Source organism: Polaromonas sp. (genome assembly GCF_035638815.1).
In the GTDB taxonomy this organism is placed as follows: domain Bacteria; phylum Pseudomonadota; class Gammaproteobacteria; order Burkholderiales; family Burkholderiaceae_C; genus Polaromonas.
On record NZ_DASQZG010000010.1, the window covers coordinates 103,045 to 125,413 of the forward strand.

The following is a 22,369-nucleotide window of genomic DNA, read 5'->3' on the forward strand; positions in this document are numbered from 1 at the left end:
TGCACAACAAACCAAGGGGCGCGCACTATGGACGGCTCGTAAAAGAGCGCCGTTTCGCGGCGGATGGTAAAAAGTGCCCCGAGGGTGTTGAGGCGAAGGCGAAAAGCCGGAGTCAGGTGGGCGTGTATGCCAGCCGCACGTAGATGGGTGCGTAGGCCTCAGCCTGCGTGACCTCAATCAAACCTTCTTTGGACAGCTCCAGCAAGGCGATGAAGCTGACCACCAGCACGGGCATTCCGCGCGCAGGGTCAAACAGGTTTTCGAACTCGACAAATTTTTGCCCCTGCAGCTTGCGCAGTACGATGCTCATGTGCTCTCGCACGGAGAGCTCTTCGCGCGAGATCACATGGTGCTGCACCAGCTTGGCGCGTTTGACGATGTCGCGCCAGGCGTCTTGCAGGTCAACCACGTTGACGTCCGGAAAGCGTGGCTGCAGTGCTTGCTCCACATAAACCTGGGCGCGCAAAAAGTCGCGGCCAAATTGCGGAATTTCATTGAGTTTGTGCGCGGCCAGTTTGATCTGCTCGTACTCCAGCAGCCGGCGCACCAGTTCGGCGCGCGGATCTTCGGGCTCCTGGCCGTCTGCCGTCTTCTTGGGCGGCAACAGCATGCGCGATTTGATCTCAATCAGCATGGCTGCCATCAAGAGGTACTCTGCCGCCAGCTCCAGGTTGGTCGCACGGATCTCGTCGACGTACACCAGGTATTGGCGGGTGACCGCCGCCATGGGGATGTCAAGAATGTTGAAGTTTTGCTTGCGGATCAGGTAGAGCAGCAAGTCCAGCGGGCCCTCAAACGCCTCCAGAAACACCTGCAGCGCGTCCGGCGGGATGTACAAATCCTGCGGCATGGCAAACAGCGGCTCACCATACAGCCGCGCCAGCGCTACTTGGTCAATTACCCCGGGCATGCCCGGCAGTGCCAGCGCGTCGGTGGACTGGCCCGTCTCAGACGGTGACGAGGGCAGCTCGGTGATGGAAGACATGGGGGAGGATTCTGAAAGCGGGTGGCTATAAAAGTGATAGCTGGCTACGCCCGTTTATAAAGGGCGGCAAGCACTTTTGATGCTGAATTGCCTATTTGCTATTGGGGTGGCCGCTGGTGCCGTAGACATACGGGGCTTGCGCCACGCTGGCCTGCTGGTAGTCGGCCTGTTCGCTCAAGTCCAGCTTTTTGTCCCACAGCAAGGCGCGTCCCTGGCGCTGCTCGGCCTCCAGTGTGGGCTTTTTGGCCTTGAGTTCTTCAATGAACTGTGTGGTGTCAGAGGTGTAATGCGGTCTGGCGAAGATGGACATGGGGTGGCGCTGCCTGAGAGATGGAATCCGCTGATTTTAAAGCTCTTCCACTTTGGCCAGAAAACCCGAGCGCTCCATCACCTGGCGGGGCTGGGCGTTCAGGCCCGAGATGACCAGCCGGCCCCCGCGCAACACGATTGCCCTGTGCAACTGCGACAGCACATCCAGGCCCGATGCGTCCAGCGACTGAAGCGACTGCACGTCCAGCCTTACCAGCAAGCCTTGCGGTGAATTTTCCACGGCCGAGAGAACAGGATCAATCTTGGCCACCGCCCCGAAGAAAAGTGAACCGTAGAGCTGGAAATTGATTGAGGTGTCGGTTCGGTCGGTTTCCACGACCTGAAACAGCGAGCTCATGCGCCGTACAAACAGCACACAGGCCAGAAGCAGTCCAGCCTGCAGCGCAACCGTCAGATCCAGCACCACTGTCAAAAAGAAGGTGCCCAGCATCAGCAGGGCGTAATGGTGACTGTGCTGGCGCAGACGCAAAAACTCGTGCCACTCGCCCATGTTCCAGGCTACGTATAACAAAATGCCAGCCAGCACCGCCAGAGGTACGTGCTCGGCCAGGGGTGCTGCCAGCAGCACGACCAGCACCAGCACCATGCAATGCACCAGCCCTGAAACTGGCGAGGTGGCACCAGACCGGACGTTGGTCACAGTGCGGGCAATGGTGCCGGTTGCCGGCATGCCACCGAAAAACGGCACGATGAAATTGGCCACGCCCTGGGCCATCAATTCCTGATTGGGGTCGTGTTTGGGCAAGCCCGAAAGCTGGTCCGCGATGCGGGCACACAGCAGGGACTCAACAGCGCCCAGCATGGCAATGGTTAAAGTCGGCGCAAACAGCAGGCGCACTGTGTCCCACGAAAAAGCTGGCAGCTCAAAAACGGGAAGCGACTGTGCAATGCCGCCAAAACGCGTGCCAATCGTCTCTACCGGCAATTTGAGAAAGTAGGCAAAGGCTGTCAGCGTGATGAGTGCCACGATGGGCCCTGGCATCCGCGAGGCCACACGGGTGGCGCGCAGCATCTGCACACCTTCCACAGCCTGCGCCAGCTTGATCAGCCGTGCAGCAAAACCGTTGGCGGAGCGTGAACTGCTCACAAACAGCTTGGGCCAGATGAACAAGCCAAGAAAACATGCCAGGCCCAGCCCAAGCGCATAGGCATTCAAAGATTCCAGATTGCTGCCAATGGCCTTGAGCTGCGAGAAAAAATCCGCAGGCATTTTGGCGATGCTGAGGCCCAGCAAATCCTTGACCTGGGACAGCGCGATCAGCACCGCAATGCCGTTGGTAAAACCCACCACAATGCTGACCGGCACGTAACGCACCAGCGTACCCAACTTGAACAGGCCCAGCAGGAAAAGCAACACGCCGGCGCATGCGGTGGAGATGAGCAAATTGGCCAACCCATACCGCTCGACGATGCCGTAGACGATGACGATAAAAGCGCCAGCTGGTCCTGCGATTTGCACGGCCGAGCCGCCCAGCAGCGAGACGATCGCTCCGGCAATGATGGCCGTCCAGATGCCGGCTTGCGGGGGCAAACCGGACGCGATGGCAAAGGCCATGGCCAGCGGCAGCGCAACAATACCAACCGTCAAGCCAGCGCCCACGTCTTTGCCGAAGCGGGCGCGGGTGTAGTCAGCCAGTGCCGCAACAATCCGGGGGCGAAAGGGAGCCAGGTAAGCAGGCAGATTCATGACTTGCTGGCCGGGCGCGGGTTGCTTGCCCTATCGGACGCGCATGCCGGGTTGTGCGCCTGAGGTGGGTTCCAGCACGTGGATACCGGGGAGTTGTTTGTCATCGGCATGGCTTGCAGCAAGGACCATGCCTTCACTGACACCAAACTTCATTTTCCGCGGCGCCAGGTTGGCGACCATGACCGTGTGTTTGCCGATCAGGTCTTCAGGTTTGTAGGCCGACGCGATGCCGCTGAAAACGTTGCGCATTTTTCCTTCGCCAACATCCAGCGTCAGGCGCAGGAGTTTGGTTGAGCCTTCGACCGCTTCGCAGTTGACGATTTTTGCGATGCGCAGGTCGATCTTGCTGAAGTCGTCAATCGTGATGGTGGGGGCGAGCTCTTCGCCGCCGGGCGAAGTTGTCTCTGCTATCGAATTTGTAGCTGCTTGCGCAGGTACATCCTGGGCTGGAGGCTCAAATAGTGCATCAAGTTGTTTGATGTCGACGCGCTGCATCAGGTGTTGGTATGGCGATATCTTTGCAACCACTCCTACGGCACTCCACTCCTTCATTGACGATCCAACAAAACCTTCTGCAAATTTTGCAACGTTGGGAAGGATTGGTGCAAGGTAACGCGTCAGAACAGCGAAGCAGTTAATTAACACGGAACACGACTCGTGCAGACGATCTTTGTCTTCAATTTTCTTTGCAAGCTCCCAGGGCTTCGTGGCGTCTGCATAAACATTGACAGCATCCGTGAGTAGCATGATTTCACGAATCGCTTTACCAAACTCTCTCTGCTCGTATAGCGCCGCGATGGCATCCTTCGATGCATGAAGGCGCTCAAGCAGGTCAGTGCCATCTTTGCCAAAATGGGTTAGCAAGCTTCCGTCAAAGCGTTTTGTCAAGAACCCCGCAGCGCGACTGGCGATATTCACATACTTGCCAATCAGATCGCTGTTCACCCGCGCCATGAAGTCATCTGCATTGAAGTCAATATCTTCATTGCGGGCATTCAGTTTGGCGGCCAGGTAGTAACGCAGCCATTCCGGGTTCATGCCCAGGCTCAGGTACTTGAGTGGGTCCAGGCCGGTGCCGCGGCTTTTGCTCATCTTCTCGCCGTTGTTCACCGTCAAAAAGCCGTGCACAAACACGTTGTCCGGTGTCTTGCGGCCGCTGAAGTGCAGCATGGCTGGCCAGAACAGGGTGTGGAAGGTGACGATGTCTTTGCCGATGAAGTGGTATTGCTCCAGCCCCGGAGCCGCCATGTAGGCGTCGTAACTTTCGCCGCGCTTTTCCAGCAGGTTTTTCAGGGAGGCAAGGTAGCCGACAGGTGCGTCCAGCCACACATAAAAGTACTTGCCCGGTGCGTCCGGGATCTCAATACCAAAGTAGGGCGCGTCACGGCTGATGTCCCAGTCGCCCAGGCCTTCGCTCTGGCTGCCGTCGGGGTTGGTGCGAACGCTGAACCATTCCTTGACCTTGTTGGCCACTTCCGGTTGCAGCTTGCCGTCTTGCGTCCACTTTTCCAGAAACTCGACGCAGCGTGGGTCGGACAGTTTGAAGAAAAAGTGCTCGGAGTTTTTCAGCACGGGCGTGGCACCTGTGAGTGCCGAGTAGGGGTTGATCAAGTCCGTAGGTGCATACACCGCACCGCAGTTTTCGCAGTTGTCCCCGTACTGGTCTTTGGTCCCGCACTTCGGGCAGGTGCCCTTGATGTAGCGGTCCGGCAGGAACATGTTCTTTTCAGGATCAAAGAACTGTTCAATCGTCTTGGTCTCGATCAGGCCCGCCTTTTTCAGATCCACGTAGATCTGCTGGGCGAGCTGGTGATTTTCCGGGCCGTCCGTGGAATGCCAGTTGTCAAAACTGATATGAAAACCATCCAGATAGGGCTTGCGCCCGGCTGCAATGTCCGCCACAAATTGCTGCGGCGTTTTGCCCGCTTTGTCCGCCGCAATCATGATGGGCGCGCCGTGTGCGTCGTCAGCGCCTACAAAGTTCACCGCGTGGCCCTGCATGCGCTGGAAGCGCACCCAAATGTCGGCCTGGATGTACTCCATGATGTGGCCGATGTGGAAATTGCCATTGGCGTAGGGCAGGGCGGTGGTGACGAAAAGCTGGCGCTGTGACATGGTGGGGCTCTGGTGGTAACCCGTGATTTTAAGTCCCTTGCAATGGGCAATCCCCTACTGCGGCGCCGTGGCCCCCTGCGGCGTTAGACTTTGGGCAAGGATGGCAGCCGGCCCGTCCAGACAGATTCAATCGGAGACTTCCCCAGATGGCTTTAGAACAACAGGCAATCCTCAGTGCCTTGCAGGGTGTGCTTGATCCCAACACGGGCAAGGATTTCGTCAGCACCAAGGCGCTGAAAAACCTGCAGATCACCGATGGTGATGTGTCTTTTGAGGTTGAGCTGGGCTACCCGGCCAAAAGCCAGATCGCGGGCATCCGCAAGACGCTGATCGCGGCCACCAGAGCGGTGCCGGGCGTGGGCAATGTGTCGGTTAATGTGGGCTTCAAAATTGCCAGCCACAGTGTGCAGCGCGGAGTGCAGCTCCTCCCCAACGTCAAGAATATCGTGGCTGTTGCCTCTGGCAAGGGTGGCGTCGGCAAAAGCACGACCGCCGTCAACCTCGCGCTGGCTCTGGCAGCCGAGGGTGCGCAGGTGGGCCTGCTCGACGCCGACATCTACGGCCCCAGCCAGCCCATGATGATGGGCATCGAGGGCCGGCCCGAAAGCGTGGACGGCAAGAACATGGAGCCGATGGAGAACTACGGCATCCAGGTCATGTCCATTGGTTTCCTGGTGGCGCAGGACGAAGCCATGATCTGGCGCGGCCCCATGGCCACGCAGGCACTGGAGCAGTTGCTGCGCCAGACCAACTGGAAGGACCTGGACTATCTGATCGTCGACATGCCGCCAGGCACTGGTGACATCCAGCTCACGCTGAGTCAGCGCGTGCCCATGACAGGTGCAGTCATCGTGACCACGCCGCAGGACATTGCGCTGCTGGACGCCAAAAAAGGCATCAAGATGTTCGAAAAAGTCGGCGTGCCGATTCTGGGCATCGTCGAAAACATGGCGGTGCATATTTGCAGCCAGTGTGGGCATACCGAGCACATCTTTGGCGCTGACGGGGGCAAAAAAATGGCCGCTGATTACAAGATGGACTACCTGGGCGCCCTGCCGCTGGACATGCAGATCCGCCTGCAGGCCGACAGCGGTCGCCCCACCGTGGTGGCCGATCCTGATGGTGAAGTTGCGGGCATTTACAAGGCTGTGGCACGTCAGGTGGCCATCACCATCGCGGCCAAGGCCAAAGACTTTTCCGCCAAGTTCCCGACCATCAAGATTTCCAAAGACACCTGATCGAAGGGGTTCATGAACCTTCTGGCCTCCCTGCGGTATCTGGCCGCGCTTGACGAGCACAAGCACTTCGGTCGTGCGGCGCAGGCCTGCCACATTACGCAGCCGGCGCTGTCCAATGCTTTGCGCGCGCTGGAAGAAGAGTTCGGCACGGTCATTGTCAGGCGGGGGCGCAATTTTGAAGGTTTCACGCCGGAAGGCGCGCGCGTCCTGCTGAGTGCGCAGCGCATGCTGCACGAGCGTGAGCTGCTGCAGCAGGAGCTTGACAGTGGAATTGGCAAGCCTCAGGGCAGCCTGAGGGTGGGCGCCGTGCCGACGGCGGTGCCGATTGCCGCGCGGTTTTGTGCACAGCTGCAGGCGCGTTACCCCGGCATCGCCCCTACCGTTTTGTCCATGAGTTCCAACGAACTGGAAGCCGGTCTGGAGAGCCTGTCGCTGGACATGGGCCTGGGCTACACCGACAGGTTGCGTGAGAACGGTCCTGGTCTTCAGCAGATCAAACAGTACACAGAGCACTACTTTTTTGTCCGGCGGGCAAGCAAAACCAAACGGGGCTTATTGCAAATCGGTCCCAACATCACCTGGGCGGACGCCTCCAAACATCCGCTTTGCCTGCTGACACGCGAGATGCACAACCGCACGATTGTGGAAAACGCCTTTCGCAGCGCGGGGGTGGTGAGCCAGCCGCGCATGGAAACCAACTCCATTCTGACGCTGGCGCTGTCCGTGGCGGAGGGTAGCGTTTGCACCGTGATGCCGGGCGCACTGGTCGGCGCGTTACGCGGCTACCAGGAGCTGGAAGCGCTGCCGCTGGTGGGCCCCGAAGTACGAACTGCGATTGGCTTCATGGCGCAAGGCGGCGACCGCCCGTCGCGCACGCTTGAGGCGGCGCTGGCGCTGGCAGAAGATGCCGGCTGGCTGCGCCATGCCGCAGCCCACAGCGGTTTGCTCAGCGTCTAGCTCACCACCACCCTCTCCGGGGGACTCTCCCATTCCAGCCGGGGCTGCAGGCGCAGCGGCCCTCGCGGGGCAGGGCGCTACACGACGTGAGTGACCGTGGGGGCCATTTAGTTTTTGAATCAATACATGTTTCGATTCAATTTGACCGACCGGAAAAGCTCCCTGACACTCCGCGCAGCCTGTAACGGGCCGATACACGAACAACACGTAGAACGCGGAGACAAGCATGTCAGGAATCCTCGATAAAGAACGCATCATTGCTGGCCCGGGTTTTAACCGGTGGCTGGTACCGCCGGCCGCGCTGGCCATTCATCTGTGCATTGGCATGGCCTATGGGTTTTCTGTGTTCTGGCTTCCCCTGTCCAAAGCGCTGGGCATCAAGGAAGCCATTAAATGCGGGCCTGAGGTTGGCTTTTTTGGCCAGCTCTTCACCACCACTTGCGACTGGCAAATTTCCACGCTGGGCTGGATGTACACCTTGTTCTTCGTGCTGCTGGGGACGGCCGCCGCCACCTGGGGTGGCTGGCTGGAGCGTGCCGGGCCGCGCAAGGCCGGCGTGGTCGCGGCCGCCTGCTGGTGCGGTGGCATGTTCATTTCTGCACTTGGCATCTATCTGCACCAGTTCTGGCTGATGATTCTCGGATCCGGCGTGATCGGCGGCATCGGGCTTGGCCTCGGCTACATCTCCCCGGTCTCGACCCTTATCAAGTGGTTCCCCGATCGCCGCGGCATGGCAACCGGCATGGCCATCATGGGTTTTGGCGGCGGGGCCATGATTGGCTCGCCGCTCGCCGCCGACCTGATGAAATACTTCGCATCCCCACGGGCGTGGGCGTGATGCAGACCTTCGTCGTCATGGCCCTCGTGTACTTTGCCTTCATGATGGCGGGTGCTTTTGGTTATCGCGTGCCGGAAACCGGCTGGAAGCCAGCGGGGTGGACACCACCGCCAGCCCAGGCCAGCAACGCCATGATCACCCAGCGTCATGTGCACGTGAAGAGGGTCTGGGGCATTCCGCAGTTCTGGCTGATCTGGATGGTGCTGTGCATGAACGTGAGCGCAGGCATCGGTGTGATCGGCATGGCTTCGCCGATGCTGCAGGAAGTCTTTGGCGGCTCCTTGATCGGTGTGGACACGAAATTTGGCGAACTCGATAAAACCCAGCTGGCGGCCATTGCCACCGTTGCTGCCGGCTTCACCGCGCTGCTCAGCCTGTTCAACATCGGCGGCCGCTTTTTCTGGGCCAGCCTGTCCGACAAGCTGGGTCGCAAGATGACCTACATTGTTTTCTTTGTCCTCGGCGGCTTGATGTATTTCAGCGTTCCGGGGAGTGCCGCCGCGGGCAGCATCGTGCTTTTTGTCGGCGCCTTCTGCGTGATTCTGAGCATGTATGGCGGGGGTTTTGCCACCGTACCGGCCTACCTGGCGGACCTGTTTGGCACGCAGATGGTTGGCGCCATTCATGGCCGCCTGCTGACAGCCTGGGCAACAGCGGGCATTCTCGGCCCGGTGGTGGTGAATTACATGCGCGAATATCAACTCGGGCTGGGCATTCCACGCGAGCAGGTGTACAACCAGACCATGTACATCCTTGTCGGCATGCTGGTGGTGGGGCTGATTTGCAATCTTCTGGTCAAGCCGCTGAACCCGAAATGGTTCATGAGCGATGCCGAGCTGGCCGAAGAAAAGCGCCTTGCGCACGAGAAAAGTGCAGCCGCCGTGGTTGTCCGCACAGGCGGTGGAGCAGACAGTGTGAGCCCCGCCATCGTTGCGATGGCATGGCTGGCCGTGGGGATCCCGCTGGCGTGGGGTGTCTACCGCACGCTGCAAAGTGTGGCAAAGTTTTTTGCCTGAGGTAGGCGTCCTTTTTGAAACCAACCGCCGCGCCAAACGTGCGCGGTCATCGGCAAGTCACCATGAATCATCCCGGTCAGCGTTCTGAAGTCAAGGCTGTGGCGCTTGCCACTGCAGATGAAATGCGGGAACGCATTCGCCGCAAAAGCAGACTCAAGGGGCGTCAGCCGGACGACGTTTCTCTGGACGAGGTGCGCGCCCTGATAGGTCCGCGTCCCGAGGCCGGGCACCGGCGTGACCTGTTGATAGAACATCTGCACAAGCTCAACGATGCTTACCGCTGCCTGCACGACCGGCATCTGGTGGCGCTTGCCAAAGAGATGAAGCTTCCGATGGCCGAGATTTACGAGGTGGCCACTTTCTATCACCACTTCGAGGTGGTGCGGGGGGATGACCCGGCGCCGGGGCTCACCGTGCGGGTCTGTGACGGGCTGTCATGCGAGCTCGCTGGCGCAAAAGATTTGCTGGCGCGGCTGCCCGCACTGCTGGGCCAGCAGGACGTTCGGGTGGTGGCTGCGCCGTGTATTGGCCGGTGCGAGCAGGCGCCCGCAGCGGCCGTGCATCAGCGCGCCGTGCCATTCGCCACGCTGGAGATACTCCAGGTTGCCATTCAAGAAGAAAATATGCCTCCAGCCCAACAACGGCGGGCGCGAGCAGCTATTAATTTTGTAGCAAATGAGCGGGCCGAAAAATCTATCGAAGTGGACCGCTCCGGCAATCTGCCGGCCTGCACCGATTACGCCACCTACCGTGACAACGGCGGATACGCGCTGGCCGCCGCCGTGGTCAACGGCGAGGAAGATGCGGAGCCCATCCTCAAGGCCATGGAGGACTCCGGCCTGCGGGGTCTGGGCGGCGCGGGCTTTCCGGCGGGGCGCAAATGGCGCATCGTGCAGGGCCAGCCTGGCCCGCGGCTGATGGCCGTCAACATCGACGAGGGCGAACCCGGTACTTTCAAGGACCGGACCTACCTGGAGCGCGACCCGCACCGTTTCCTGGAAGGAATGCTGATTGCGGCCCAGGTGGTGGGCGTGCAGGCCTGCTACATCTACCTGCGGGACGAATACCATGACTGCCGCGAACTGCTGGAAGCGGAATTGACCAAGTTGCAGGCCGACCCGCCGTGCGAATTGCCGCTGATTGAACTGCGGCGCGGCGCCGGTGCCTATATTTGCGGTGAAGAGTCCGCAATGATCGAAAGCATCGAGGGCAAGCGCGGCGAGCCGCGCATGCGGCCTCCCTACATTGCCGAGGTCGGCCTGTTCGGCAGGCCCACCCTGGAGCACAACTTTGAGACCCTGTACTGGGTGCGCGACATTGTGGAAAAAGGCCCGCAGTGGTTCAGCGGCTTTGGCCGCCACGGCCGCAAGGGCCTGCGTTCGTTCAGCGTCAGTGGCCGGGTGAAGATGCCCGGCGTCAAGCTGGCGCCTGCCGGCATCACGCTGCAAGAGCTGATGGACGAGTACTGCGGCGGCATGCAGGACGGGCACACCCTTTACGCCTATTTGCCCGGTGGGGCGTCGGGCGGCATATTTCCGGCAAGTCTCGCCAATGTGCCGCTGGATTTCGACACCCTGCAACCGCATGGCGGCTTCATTGGTTCTGCTGCGGTCATCGTTTTGGGTCAGCATGACAAAGCCCGCGATGCCGCGCTGAACATGATGCGATTTTTCGCCCACGAGAGCTGCGGCCAGTGCACACCGTGCCGCGTCGGCACGGACAAGGCCGCACGTTTGATGGAGGCCCCGGTCTGGGAAAACGCCACTCTGGAAGACCTGAATGTGGTGATGACCGACGCGTCAATCTGTGGCTTGGGGCAGGCGGCACCGAACCCGGTGCGCTGTGTCCAGAAATATTTCCCAGATGAAATTGGAGCTGCCGCATGAACGCTCCGGCCAAACTTGTTGAAGTGCTGCCGCAAACCGTCGAGTTCAGGCTCGACGACAAAACCATCAACGCCTTTGAGGGCGAAACAATCCTCAAGGCCGCGCAGCGCCATGGCGTGGACATTCCACATCTTTGCTACAAGGACGGCTACCGCGCCGACGGCAACTGCCGCGCCTGCGTGGTGGAAATCCAGGGCGAGCGCACCCTGGCTCCGAGCTGTTGCCGCAGTGTCACGGCCGGCATGGAAGTGCAGGCGCAGAGCGAGCGCGCCCTTAAGAGCCAGAAAATGGTGCTGGAGATGCTGCTCTCAGACATGCCGGATGTGGGCTACAAGTGGACCGACGGTGAGCGGGGCATGGATTGCGGCTCGGGGGCCGCAATGACAGCGTCTTGTCATCCCGGACTTGATCCGGGATCCATGGTGGTGGGCCAACACGGCGAACTCAGCGAATGGGCCGCGCGCATGGACGTGGCGGTACGCCCCGAATTAAAAGCGCTGCGCCGCGAGCAGCCCGCGGCTGATATGTCCCATCCCGCTATGGCCGTGAACATGGATGCCTGCATCCAGTGCAATCGCTGCGTGCGTGCCTGCCGTGAAGAACAGGTCAACGACGTGATTGGCTTCGCGCTGCGCGGCGCGCACAGCGAGATTGTGTTTGACCTGAATGACCCGATGGGCGACAGCAGCTGTGTGGCCTGCGGCGAATGTGTGCAGGCCTGCCCCACGGGCGCTCTCATGCCAAAGACGCAAGTTGGTTCACAGGTGGTCGACAAGAAAGTCGATTCGGTTTGTCCGTTTTGCGGTGTGGGTTGCCTCGTCACTTACAACGTCAGGGACAACAAAATTATCAGCGTCGATGGCCGCGACGGACCGGCCAACCATTCGCGACTGTGCGTGAAAGGCCGCTTCGGTTTTGACTACGCCCACAGCCCGCAGCGCCTGACGGTGCCGCTGATCCGCAAGGCCGGCGTTCCCAAGGACCCGGAAGCCCTGCAGCACCTCAACCGCGACACCGCCGACTGGTCGGGGGTGTTCCGCGAGGCGACCTGGGAAGAAGCGCTGGCGCTCGCCGGCGGCACGCTCAAGAGCCTGCGCGACACGCACGGCAGCAAGTCGCTGGCCGGCTTTGGCTCGGCCAAAGGCAGCAATGAAGAGGCCTACCTGTTCCAGAAACTGGTGCGCACCGGTTTTGGCAGCAACAACGTGGACCATTGCACGCGGCTCTGCCATGCGTCCAGCGTGGCGGCGCTGCTTGAAGGTGTGGGCTCGGGTGCGGTCAGCAACCAGGTCAATGACGTCGAGCATTCGGGCCTGATCTTTGTAATCGGCTCCAACCCTACGTCCAACCACCCGGTGGCCGCCACCTGGATGAAAAACGCGGCGAAAAAGGGCGCGAAGATTGTGTTGGCTGATCCCCGCATCACTGACATTGGCCAGCATGCCTGGCGCACCCTCCAGTTCAAGGCCGACACCGATGTTGCCATGCTCAATGCGCTGATCCACACCGTCATCGAGGAGGGCCTGGCCGACCAGGATTTCATCAGCCGGCGTGCCAGCAACTACGCGGCACTCAAGGAAAACGTCAAAGGCTACAGCCCCGAAGCCATGGAGCCGATTTGCGGAATCCCTGCCCAAACCCTGCGCGAGGTGGCCCGCGAATTTGCCAAAGCCAAGGGCGCGATGATCTTGTGGGGCATGGGCATCAGCCAGCATGTGCACGGCACCGACAACGCCCGATGCCTGATTGCGCTCAGCACGGTAACGGGCCAGATTGGCAAACCGGGGTCCGGCTTGCACCCGCTGCGCGGCCAGAACAATGTGCAGGGCGCCAGCGACGCCGGTTTGATCCCGATGATGTTCCCAAACTATCAGCGCGTGACCAACAAGGCGGCGCATGCGTGGTTTGAAGAGTTCTGGAATACGAAACTTGATGACCAGCCCGGCTACACCGTGGTTGAAATCATGCACAAGGCGCTGGCCCCGGACAGCGACCCGCACAAGGTGCGCGGCATGTACATCATGGGTGAGAACCCCGCCATGAGCGACCCCGATCTGAACCACGCCCGCCACGCACTGGGCAGCCTGTCGCACTTGGTGGTGCAGGATATTTTCATGACCGAAACCGCCTGGCTTGCCGATGTGGTGCTGCCAGCCACTGCCTGGCCCGAAAAGACCGGTACCGTCAGCAACACCGACCGCATGGTGCAACTGGGCAAGCAGGCAATTGATGCGCCCGGCGAGGCCAAGCCTGACTTGTGGATCATTCAACAACTCGCCAAAATAATGGGCCCCCACGCTCCGCTGCCCCCCGAGGGGGCCGTCCGCGCCTTGGGGCGGCCCGGCGACGCGGCTCGGCCTGACTGGAACTACGAAGGCGAACACGCGGGTGTGGCTGCGGTGTATGAGGAAATGCGCCAGGCCATGCACGCAGCCATCTCGGGCATCACCTGGGAGCGGCTGCAGCGCGAATCCAGCGTGACCTACCCTTGCCTGAGCGCAGACGATCCGGGTTCACCGACGGTGTTCCTCGACCATTTCCCCACCGAAGACGGGCGCGTGAAGCTGGTGCCCGCCGACATCATTCCGGCCAACGAGCGGCCCGACGTGGATTACCCCTTTGTGCTGATCACCGGGCGTCAGCTTGAACACTGGCACACCGGCAGCATGACACGCCGCACCGTGGTGCTCGATGCGATTGAACCGATGGCTACTGCTTCCCTGTGCGGCGCGGATTTACAGTCGCTGGGCCTGCAGCCGGGCGACGTGATCACGGTGCAGTCGCGGCGCGGCCAGGTGGCGATTCATGTGCGGCAGGATGACGGCACGCCACGCGGCGCGGTGTTCATTCCGTTTGCCTATTACGAGGCGGCGGCCAACCTGATGACCAACGCCGCGCTGGACCCGTTCGGAAAGATTCCGGAGTTCAAGTACTGCGCAGTGGCTATCCGCCGCGGCGGCCAGCCAGCGGTGACGGCTGGTTACGGTACGCAGACTTCTGCAAGCCATTGACGCGGCGCGTCGGTATCAAGGCTATTCCATGCTGGCCAGTCGTCGCCGTACACTGCGACCATGTCTGACTTTCTGATGCAGTCCCCTGATGCTGATGAGGGCGTTCGTCGTCCCTGCATGGATGTGGCTGTCGTCATGCGGCGCGAGCGCATCAACAACGCGTGGCAGCCCTGGCGCTGGTCGCTCGCCGACATCGTGCCGCAGGAGCCGGGCTTTGGCCTTCTGCCGCGCCTGCTGCTCAAAGACGATAACGAAGAATGCTGGTTGCACCCGGGCTTCAAGGTTGAACTCTTTACCGACGACGCGGAGGGCTACTACCTCAACGTCACTACAGAGCACCCCTGCTTTTGGGTGGTCTGGCGCATGGAAGAAGAAGCCGCGCTGGCCGATGAACCCGTTGCTGTACCCCAGACCGTGACCTTGAGTTATCACGATGCCGGCCGCTGGCTGGACGCACAGGAAACCGTGGAGCAGCTTGCAGCGCCGCGCAATGTGGTGGCGTGGATGCAGGACTTTGTCGACGCGAACTATGTGCTTGAAGCCAAACGCCGGCAGCGCCCGCAAAGTTTCAAACCACTGACCGACCGCTTTGGCAATCCGGCGCGTGTCAGCACCGACAAGAAGTTCGGCGGAGGCGGAAATGGCTGAGGGCTTTCTGGGGCGCTGGTCCCAGCGCAAGCGGCAAGTAGAAGAAGGTAAAGCAGTTGAGGCTGAGCCGGTACCCCCACCTCTACAAATTGCCGTCCCTGATGCGCCCCCGCAGCCGGATTCTGTGGAAGCTTCAGGGACCACACTGCCCGTCGACGCGCCGCCACCGCTGACTGTTCAGGATGCCCAAGCCCTCACCCCGCAGTCCGACTTCAAACCTTTCATGGCGGGTAACGTGGCACCCGAAGTACGTAACGCTGCGATGAAAAAGCTGTTTGCCGACCCGCAATTCAATGTAATGGACGGGCTGGATATTTACATCGACGACTATTCCAAATCCGATCCAATTCCCGAGTCCATGCTGCGGCAAATGGCGAGCGCCAAATTTCTGAAACTGTTTGATGACGATGAGGAAGCTGCAGATAAACAAAAGTTGGCTGATGCTGCCCCACGGGAAAGTGCGAATAACCCCACGGATGAAAGCGTGGCACAGTCGGACGAAACTCCTCCTCCCGCCACACCGGACACGATTCGTCCCGAACAGCCAAGCCAGTCCGAGTCACTGACCGACACCGGCGCCAGCCAAAACAACCATGCCCACACTGATTTGCGACTGCAACCAGACCATGCCGCTTCAGCCCCAGGCGCTGGGCGCAGCACTTGACGAAAATCTGACCCTGCATTCAACGCTGTGTCGGCGTGAAGCCGGGGCGTTTCAAAAAGCCATTCAATCGGGTGACGATGTTGTGGTGGCCTGCACCCAGGAAAAACGCCTGTTTGCGGAGGTTGGGGAACAAACAGCGGGCGCTACGTCGGTCATCAAGTTTGTCAATATTCGTGAGACTGGCGGCTGGAGCAAAGACGCGGCCAGCGCCATGCCCAAAATCGCGGCTCTGCTGGCTGCAGCCCATTTACCCGATGCAGAGCCAGTAGCCACTGTTACGTACAAAAGCGCCGGGCGTTTACTGATTGTGGGCACGCTGGATCAGGCTGAACAGGTGGCAGCATTGCTTGCCGATACGCTGGACGTGACGATTTTTGCGCAAGGGGTTTCCAGCCAGCCCACGCCGGGTTTTCCGATGCAGGAGCGTAAATACCCGGTCATCAGCGGTGGCGGGCTCAAGCTCAAGGGCTGGCTGGGTGCGTTTGAAGCCTCCTGGCAAAAGAGCAACCCGATCGACCTCGATCTGTGCACCCGTTGTAACGCCTGTTTGGCTATTTGCCCTGAAGGTGCGGTCGATCTAAGCTATCAGATTGATAGCGAAAAGTGCACGTCGCAGCGTGACTGTGTGGCGGTCTGCAAGGTGGCGGGTGCGATTGATTTTGGCCGCGAGCCGCAGTCCGTGACCGAAACATTTGATCTGGTGCTGGATCTCGGCGCCAACCCACTGATCACGCTGCACGCGCCGCCGCAAGGCTATTTTGCGGTCAATGCGTCCAGTGGTCTGGCGTCCGTGGGACTGCTCCCCACGATCGTCAAGCTGCGTGACCTCGTGGGCGAATTTGAAAAGCCCAGGTTCTTTTCGTACAAACAAAAAATCTGCGCCCACAGCCGCAACGAGACAGTGGGCTGCCATGCCTGCATTGACATCTGCTCGGCGGGTGCTATCAGCAGCGAAAATGATCGCCAGCAGATTGTGGTCAATCCCAACCTGTGTGTGGGTTGCGGTGCCTGTACCACGGTATGCCCGACAGGTGCGCTGACCTATGCCTATCCGCGCGCCAGCGAGCAGGGCGTGCGGCTGAAAACGCTGCTGGGTACCTACGCCAAGGCGGGCGGCAAAACCGCCGCATTGCTGTTTCATAGCCAGGGCGCCGGTCAGCAGGCTGTTGAGGCCTTGGGCCGCGCCGCGCGCCTGGACAAAGTCGTCAAGGGCGTCCCGGCCAACGTGATCGCACAACCGTTGTGGCATACCGCAAGTGTGGGGCTGGACCTCTGGCTCAGCGCTATCGCGTTTGGCGCCTCACAGGTTGCGGTGCTGGTGACAGGTGAAGAAGCGCCTGCCTATCTGGCCGGTCTGGGTGAACAAATGGCCGTCGCGCAGGCAATTCTGCACGGCATGGGCTACACAGGCACCCATTTCCATTTGCTGCACGCAAACGGCGAGGACACGCTGGCACTGGATGCGAAGCTGCAGCAGTTGTCCCGCAACCAGACGGTGGCTCCTGCCGTCCCGGCACGTTATGCGGTGGCGCAGGAAAAGCGCAGCACCCTGGACATGGCGCTGGATCACCTCATGTCGCAAGCCCGGGCGCCGCTGCCGGAAGCGATTGCGTTGCCCGCGCACGGCTCACCATTTGGCAGCCTGCTGGTCGACAAGGACGCTTGCACCCTGTGCCTGAGTTGCGTCAGCGCCTGTCCGTCCAGTGCCTTGCAGGACAACCCGGAGCTGCCCCAGCTCAAGTTCATTGAGAAAAACTGTGTGCAATGCGGCCTGTGCGCCAGTACTTGCCCGGAAGATGCCATCACACTGCAGCCGCGCCTCTTGCTGACACCCCAGCGCAAGGAGGCACGTGTGCTCAACGAAAGCCAGCCCTACCAGTGCATTCGCTGCAGCAAGCCCTTTGGCACGCTGAAGGCCATCGAGTCCATGCTCGGCAAGCTGGCAGGGCATGCGATGTTTCAGGGCGCGGCGGCGGACCGCCTGAAGATGTGCAGCGACTGCCGCGTCATCGACATTTATTCTGCCGACAACGAAGTGAAGATCACCGACATCCGCTGAGGCCATTGCCCATGACTGAACAAGCCCAACTCGTTTCCTCTGCGCTTGACGAAGAAACCGCGCGCGCCGAGGTATATGGCCTGCTGTCCGCGTTGTATTACGCACCTCCTGCCGCGCTGCTGGACCAGCTTCGCGTGGCGGTTACTGAAGCGCCTGCCGCCGGGGCATTGCTTGAGGCCCCATGGAGTGAGCTGGTTGAGTCTGCGCGCAAGCTGCGCAACGACGACATTGCCCGTGAATACGACGCCCTGTTTGGTGGTGTGGGCAAGCCCGAGGTGTACCTGTTTGGCTCTCACTACCTTAGCGGCTTTCTCAATGAAAAGCCCCTGGCCGCCTTGCGCACGGATCTGGCTGCGCTTGGCCTGGAGCGCGACGATGCCATGTCGGAGACCGAAGACCATGTGGCCTATTTGTGCGAAGTCATGCGCTACCTGATTGCGGGTGAGGACGTAGCGGTGGCCAACCTGACGCGGCAGCGCGAATTCTTTGCGCGCCATCTGCAGCCTTGGGCTCTGGCGCTGTGCGAGGCCATTGCGATCCACCCCAAAGCTGATTTTTATCGCAGCGTGGCCGGCTTCACCCAGGCTTTCATCAGCGTGGAAACCCAGGGTTTTGACATGCTTGGCTGAGTGGAGACGCCACGGTGTCGCAAAAAGAGACACTTCAGGTGAGCAGGGGCGATTGGTGTGTGTTTGGTAAAAGCTAAGTTTACTTATCTTTCCTATCGTTTTCCCCTACGCTTGGCCTTTGGCGGCCTGCAGGTCATTGTCGGCACGCGGGTACTGGCGTAAGCTAGCCAGAGCATTTCACAACAGCCAAGCTCCCATGGAGACAAACATGCAGGACAGCCAGCCAAAACCCTCGCGTCGGGGTTTCTTTTTCGGCGCCGCCGCTACGGGTGCAGCCGCAGCAGCGGTGGTAGCACTCCCGCGAATGCAAGCGCCGGATGTTTCCGCTCCAGAGGCCAAACCAGCGCCGGAAAAAGGCGGCGGTTACAGCCTCTCGGAACACGTCAAGCACTACTACCGCACCACGCGCATCTAGCGCCAAGAGCTTCTAGTCTCGAACCCATCCCGGTTTCATTCTTACGGAGAGCTTCATGCTGCTCACGAAAAAAATTCACAGTACTTCCGTCGGCCAGGCGCATCGCGGCAGCTCTGCACGATTTGTGCAAAGCCTTTCGCGCGGGCTGTCCAACGCCCTGCCCACCATGGACCGCCGGGCTTTTCTGCGCCGCTCGGGCCTGGGGGTTGGCGTCGGTCTGGCTGCTACGCAATTGACGCTGGTTAAAAAGGCGAAAGCGGCCACGCCGGGGGCAGGTGACGGCACCGGAAAAATCGAAGTCAAGCGCACGGTTTGCACGCACTGTTCAGTGGGTTGCGCGGTAGACGCTGTTGTTGAAAACGGCGTGTGGGTCCGGCAGGAGCCAGTGTTTGATTCCCCCATCAACCTGGGCGCGCATTGCGCCAAGGGTGCGGCGCTGCGCGAGCATGGCCACGGCGAGTACCGCCTGCGCTACCCCATGAAGCTGGTCAACGGCAAATACGAACGCATCAGCTGGGACACGGCGCTCAATGAGATCAGCGCAAAGATGCTGGACCTGCGCAAGACCAGCGGGCCAGACTCGGTGTACTGGGTGGGTTCGTCCAAGCACAACAACGAGCAGGCGTATTTGATGCGCAAGTTTGTGAGCTTCTGGGGCAGCAACAACTGCGATCACCAGGCGCGTATCTGCCACTCCACGACTGTGGCTGGTGTTGCCAACACCTGGGGCTACGGCGCCATGACCAATTCGTACAACGACATGCAAAACAGCAAGGTCGCCCTGTACATCGGATCCAACGCCGCGGAGGCCCACCCTGTCAGCTTGCTGCACATGCTGCATGCCAAAGAGACCGGCTGCAAGATGATTGTGGTGGATCCACGCTTCACGCGGACCGCAGCCAAGGCCGACGACTACATTCGCATCCGTTCCGGCTCCGACATTCCCTTCCTGTTTGGCATGCTGTATCACATCTTCAAGAACGGCTGGGAAGACACCAAGTACATCAACGACCGTGTCTATGGCATGGACAAGGTCAAAGAAGACGTGCTCGCCAAGTGGACACCCGACAAGGTGGAAGAAGCCTGCGGCGTGCCGGAAGCGCAGGTCTACAAAGCCGCTGAAATGATGGCCAAAAACCGGCCATCGACCATCGTCTGGTGCATGGGCCAAACCCAGCACACGATTGGCAATGCCATGGTTCGCGCATCATGCATTCTTCAGCTCGCGCTGGGCAATGTGGGTGTGTCCGGCGGCGGCACCAATATCTTCCGAGGTCACGACAACGTGCAGGGTGCCACGGATGTCGGCCCTAACCCCGATTCGCTGCCCGGCTACTACGGCCTGGCTGAAGGATCGTGGAAACATTTCGCCAAAACCTGGGGTGTGGACTTTGACTGGATCAAGGGGCGGTACGCCTCCCCCGCCATGATGGGCAAACCCGGCATCACGGTCTCGCGCTGGATTGACGGCGTGATGGAGAAAAACGAGTTTATTGACCAGGATCCCAACCTTCGCGGGGTCGTATTCTGGGGTCATGCACCCAACTCGCAGACCCGTGGACTGGAAATGAAGCGGGCCATGGACAAGCTCGACCTGTTGGTGGTAATTGATCCTTATCCGTCGGCCACTGCCGCCATGGCGGCCATGCCGGGCAAGGCTGAAGACCTGAACGCCAACCGTGCCGTGTATCTGCTGCCGGCGGCGACGCAGTTTGAAACCAGCGGTTCGGTGACGGCTTCCAACCGGTCCATCCAGTGGCGCGAAAAGGTGATTGAGCCCCTGTGGGAAAGCCGCAGCGACCACATGATCATGCATCAGTTGGCCGACAAACTCGGTTTTGCCAAAGAGCTGTCCAAGAACTACAAGATGCAAAAGGTCAAGGGCATGGACGAGCCCGTACCCGAGGACATCCTGCGTGAGATCAACAAGACCTGCTGGACGATTGGCTACACCGGCCAGAGCCCCGAGCGTCTGAAAGCGCACATGCGCAACATGCACCTGTTTGATGTCAAGACACTCAAGTCCAAAGGCGGAAAAGACAAGGAAACCGGTTACGACACCACGGGCGATTATTTCGGTCTGCCATGGCCGTGTTACGGCACGCCGGAAATGAAACACCCGGGTTCACCCAACCTGTACGACACATCGAAACACGTCATGGACGGCGGCGGTAATTTCCGCGCCAACTTCGGCGTTGAGAAAGATGGCGTCAACCTGCTGGCCGAAGACGGCTCCCACTCTATGGGCGCCGACATTCAGACCGGATATCCGGAGCTGGACCACACGCTGCTGAAGAAGCTCGGCTGGTGGGACGAGTTGACCGAGCCCGAAAAAGCCGCAGCAGAAGGCAAGAACTGGAAAACCGATCCGTCAGGCGGCATGATCCGCGTCTTTATGCAGGGCCACGGCTGCCATCCTTTTGGCAATGCGAAAGCGCGCGCCCTGGTCTGGAATTTTCCCGACGCGATTCCGCAGCACCGCGAGCCTCTGTATGGCAACCGGCCTGACCTGATGGCCAAGTACCCGACACACGATGACAAGAAAGCCTTCTGGCGCCTTCCGACCTTGTACAAAACGATTCAGCAGAAAAACATTGCAGACAAGGTGCACGAGAAATTCCCGCTGATCATGACCTCGGGCCGCCTGGTTGAATACGAAGGCGGTGGCGAAGAAACCCGCTCCAACCCCTGGTTGGCAGAGCTGCAACAGGAAATGTTTATCGAAATCAACCCCAAGGTGGCGGCCGACAAAGGCATCCGTAATGGCGAGCGCGCCTGGGTCAGCACCCTGACAGGCGCACGCCTGAATGTGCAGGCGCTGGTAACCGAGCGGGTCGGACCCGACACGGTGTTTATGCCTTTCCACTTCTCCGGCCGCTGGCAGGGGCAGGACATGCTGGCTTATTACCCCAATGGCGCTGCGCCAGTGGTGCGCGGCGAAGCCATCAACACGGCCACGACCTACGGCTATGACAGCGTGACGATGATGCAAGAGACCAAAACAACCGTTTGTAATGTGGAGAGGGCATAACCATGGCAAGAATGAAATTTGTCTGTGACGCCGAGCGCTGCATTGAATGCAACGGTTGTGTGACCGCCTGCAAAAACGAAAACGAAGTCCCATGGGGTGTGAACCGCCGCCGCGTGGTGACGCTCAACGACGGCGTTCCCGGCGAAAAATCCATATCGGTGGCTTGCATGCATTGCAGCGATGCACCCTGCATGGCGGTGTGTCCGGTCAACTGCTTTTACCGCACCGAAGAAGGCGTGGTGCTGCATGACAAGGATGTTTGCATCGGTTGCGGCTACTGCTCTTATGCCTGTCCGTTTGGCGCACCGCAATTCCCCTCGCAAGGCACTTTTGGTGTGCGCGGCAAGATGGACAAATGCACCTTCTGCGCGGGCGGACCCGAGGCGCACGGCAGCCAGGCTGAGTTTGAAAAGTACGGACGCAACCGGCTGGCCGAAGGCAAGCTGCCAGCCTGCGCAGAGCAATGCTCGACCAAGGCGCTGATTGCAGGCGATGGCGATGTGGTGGCGGACATTTTCCGTACCCGTGTCGTGCAACGCGGCAAAGGCGCCGAGGCTTGGGGTTGGGGAACCGCCTATGGCTCGAGGCAAGCCGGTCAGCCTCCAGCCAACGGAGTGAAATCATGATGCGGCATGTGTTGTGGGCAACGGCCGTTTTGGCGCTGGCCGCCTGCGGCGACAAGCCGCAAAGCGCCGGCGGTGTCAAAAGTGATGCGGCCGCCTATGAGGGCGTGACCGGTCCGGGCAACGCGTACAACGTGCCGGGGTGGAAGGCGGGCGACAAGGCTGCCTGGGAGCAGCAGCTCAAGACCCGTGCGCAAAGCGGGCAAAACGAATACAACCGCGTCAAATAACAGGGGT

16 protein-coding genes and 1 pseudogene are annotated in these 22,369 nt (G+C 60.3%); 13 read left to right on the forward strand and 4 right to left on the reverse strand.

Annotated features, from left to right (window positions below):
- Window positions 1-112 precede the first annotated feature (112 nt).
- The 4 genes from VE934_RS05505 to metG form a co-directional block, all read right to left on the reverse strand.
- Window positions 113-985 (reverse strand): segregation and condensation protein A, encoded by an 873-nt coding sequence (locus VE934_RS05505; RefSeq protein ID WP_414693816.1) that lies wholly within the window; start codon window positions 983-985, stop codon window positions 113-115.
- 91 nt (window positions 986-1,076) lie between these two features.
- Window positions 1,077-1,295, reverse strand: coding sequence for a DUF3460 family protein (locus VE934_RS05510; protein ID WP_324885135.1), 219 nt, complete (start codon window positions 1,293-1,295; stop codon window positions 1,077-1,079).
- Window positions 1,296-1,331: 36 nt separating this feature from the next.
- On the reverse strand, window positions 1,332-3,002 hold the full coding sequence (locus VE934_RS05515; protein ID WP_324885137.1) for a SulP family inorganic anion transporter: 1,671 nt from the start codon (window positions 3,000-3,002) through the stop codon (window positions 1,332-1,334).
- A 30-nt stretch (window positions 3,003-3,032) separates the two neighbouring features.
- The gene (gene metG / locus VE934_RS05520) at window positions 3,033-5,117 is read right to left on the reverse strand and encodes a methionine--tRNA ligase (RefSeq protein ID WP_324885139.1); all 2,085 of its coding nucleotides are present in this window, start codon (window positions 5,115-5,117) and stop codon (window positions 3,033-3,035) included.
- A 146-nt stretch (window positions 5,118-5,263) separates the two neighbouring features.
- On the opposite strand from metG, the gene apbC reads away from it, so the two are divergent.
- The 13 genes and pseudogenes from apbC to VE934_RS05585 all read left to right on the forward strand — a co-directional run bounded on the left by apbC (window position 5,264) and on the right by VE934_RS05585 (window position 22,362).
- Window positions 5,264-6,355, forward strand: coding sequence for an iron-sulfur cluster carrier protein ApbC (gene apbC / locus VE934_RS05525; protein WP_324885141.1), 1,092 nt, complete (start codon window positions 5,264-5,266; stop codon window positions 6,353-6,355).
- 12 nt (window positions 6,356-6,367) lie between these two features.
- Window positions 6,368-7,312, forward strand: a complete 945-nt coding sequence (locus tag VE934_RS05530; RefSeq protein ID WP_324885143.1) for a LysR family transcriptional regulator — start codon at window positions 6,368-6,370, stop codon at window positions 7,310-7,312.
- 226 nt (window positions 7,313-7,538) lie between these two features.
- Window positions 7,539-9,166, forward strand: a pseudogene (locus tag VE934_RS05535) (OFA family MFS transporter).
- A gap of 62 nt (window positions 9,167-9,228) precedes the next feature.
- A complete protein-coding gene (locus tag VE934_RS05540) occupies window positions 9,229-11,052 on the forward strand; it encodes an NADH-ubiquinone oxidoreductase-F iron-sulfur binding region domain-containing protein (RefSeq protein WP_324885146.1) in 1,824 nt (607 codons plus the stop codon).
- The gene (locus tag VE934_RS05545; protein ID WP_324885148.1) at window positions 11,049-14,063 is read left to right on the forward strand and encodes a molybdopterin-dependent oxidoreductase; all 3,015 of its coding nucleotides are present in this window, start codon (window positions 11,049-11,051) and stop codon (window positions 14,061-14,063) included. Before VE934_RS05540 ends, VE934_RS05545 begins: the two co-directional genes overlap by 4 nt.
- Before the next feature lie 60 nt (window positions 14,064-14,123).
- Window positions 14,124-14,711 carry a DUF3305 domain-containing protein gene (locus VE934_RS05550; RefSeq protein WP_324885150.1) on the forward strand — a complete coding sequence of 196 codons (588 nt, stop codon included), beginning with the start codon at window positions 14,124-14,126 and terminating at the stop codon, window positions 14,709-14,711.
- Window positions 14,704-15,375, forward strand: coding sequence for a DUF3306 domain-containing protein (locus VE934_RS05555; protein ID WP_324885152.1), 672 nt, complete (start codon window positions 14,704-14,706; stop codon window positions 15,373-15,375). Before VE934_RS05550 ends, VE934_RS05555 begins: the two co-directional genes overlap by 8 nt.
- Window positions 15,305-17,434: a 4Fe-4S binding protein gene (locus VE934_RS05560; RefSeq protein WP_324885154.1), complete on the forward strand. Its 2,130-nt coding sequence runs from the start codon at window positions 15,305-15,307 to the stop codon at window positions 17,432-17,434. The genes VE934_RS05555 and VE934_RS05560 overlap by 71 nt, the downstream gene beginning before the upstream one ends.
- A gap of 11 nt (window positions 17,435-17,445) precedes the next feature.
- Window positions 17,446-18,063 (forward strand): TorD/DmsD family molecular chaperone, encoded by a 618-nt coding sequence (locus tag VE934_RS05565; protein ID WP_324885156.1) that lies wholly within the window; start codon window positions 17,446-17,448, stop codon window positions 18,061-18,063.
- 208 nt (window positions 18,064-18,271) lie between these two features.
- Window positions 18,272-18,478 carry a formate dehydrogenase gene (locus VE934_RS05570; RefSeq protein ID WP_324885284.1) on the forward strand — a complete coding sequence of 69 codons (207 nt, stop codon included), beginning with the start codon at window positions 18,272-18,274 and terminating at the stop codon, window positions 18,476-18,478.
- A gap of 55 nt (window positions 18,479-18,533) precedes the next feature.
- Window positions 18,534-21,509 carry a formate dehydrogenase subunit alpha gene (locus tag VE934_RS05575; RefSeq protein WP_324885158.1) on the forward strand — a complete coding sequence of 992 codons (2,976 nt, stop codon included), beginning with the start codon at window positions 18,534-18,536 and terminating at the stop codon, window positions 21,507-21,509.
- A 2-nt stretch (window positions 21,510-21,511) separates the two neighbouring features.
- Entirely contained in the window at window positions 21,512-22,135 is a 624-nt protein-coding gene (fdh3B, locus tag VE934_RS05580) for a formate dehydrogenase FDH3 subunit beta (protein WP_324885160.1), read from the forward strand.
- A complete protein-coding gene (locus VE934_RS05585) occupies window positions 22,132-22,362 on the forward strand; it encodes a hypothetical protein (RefSeq protein WP_324885162.1) in 231 nt (76 codons plus the stop codon). Before fdh3B ends, VE934_RS05585 begins: the two co-directional genes overlap by 4 nt.
- Window positions 22,363-22,369 lie beyond the last annotated feature (7 nt).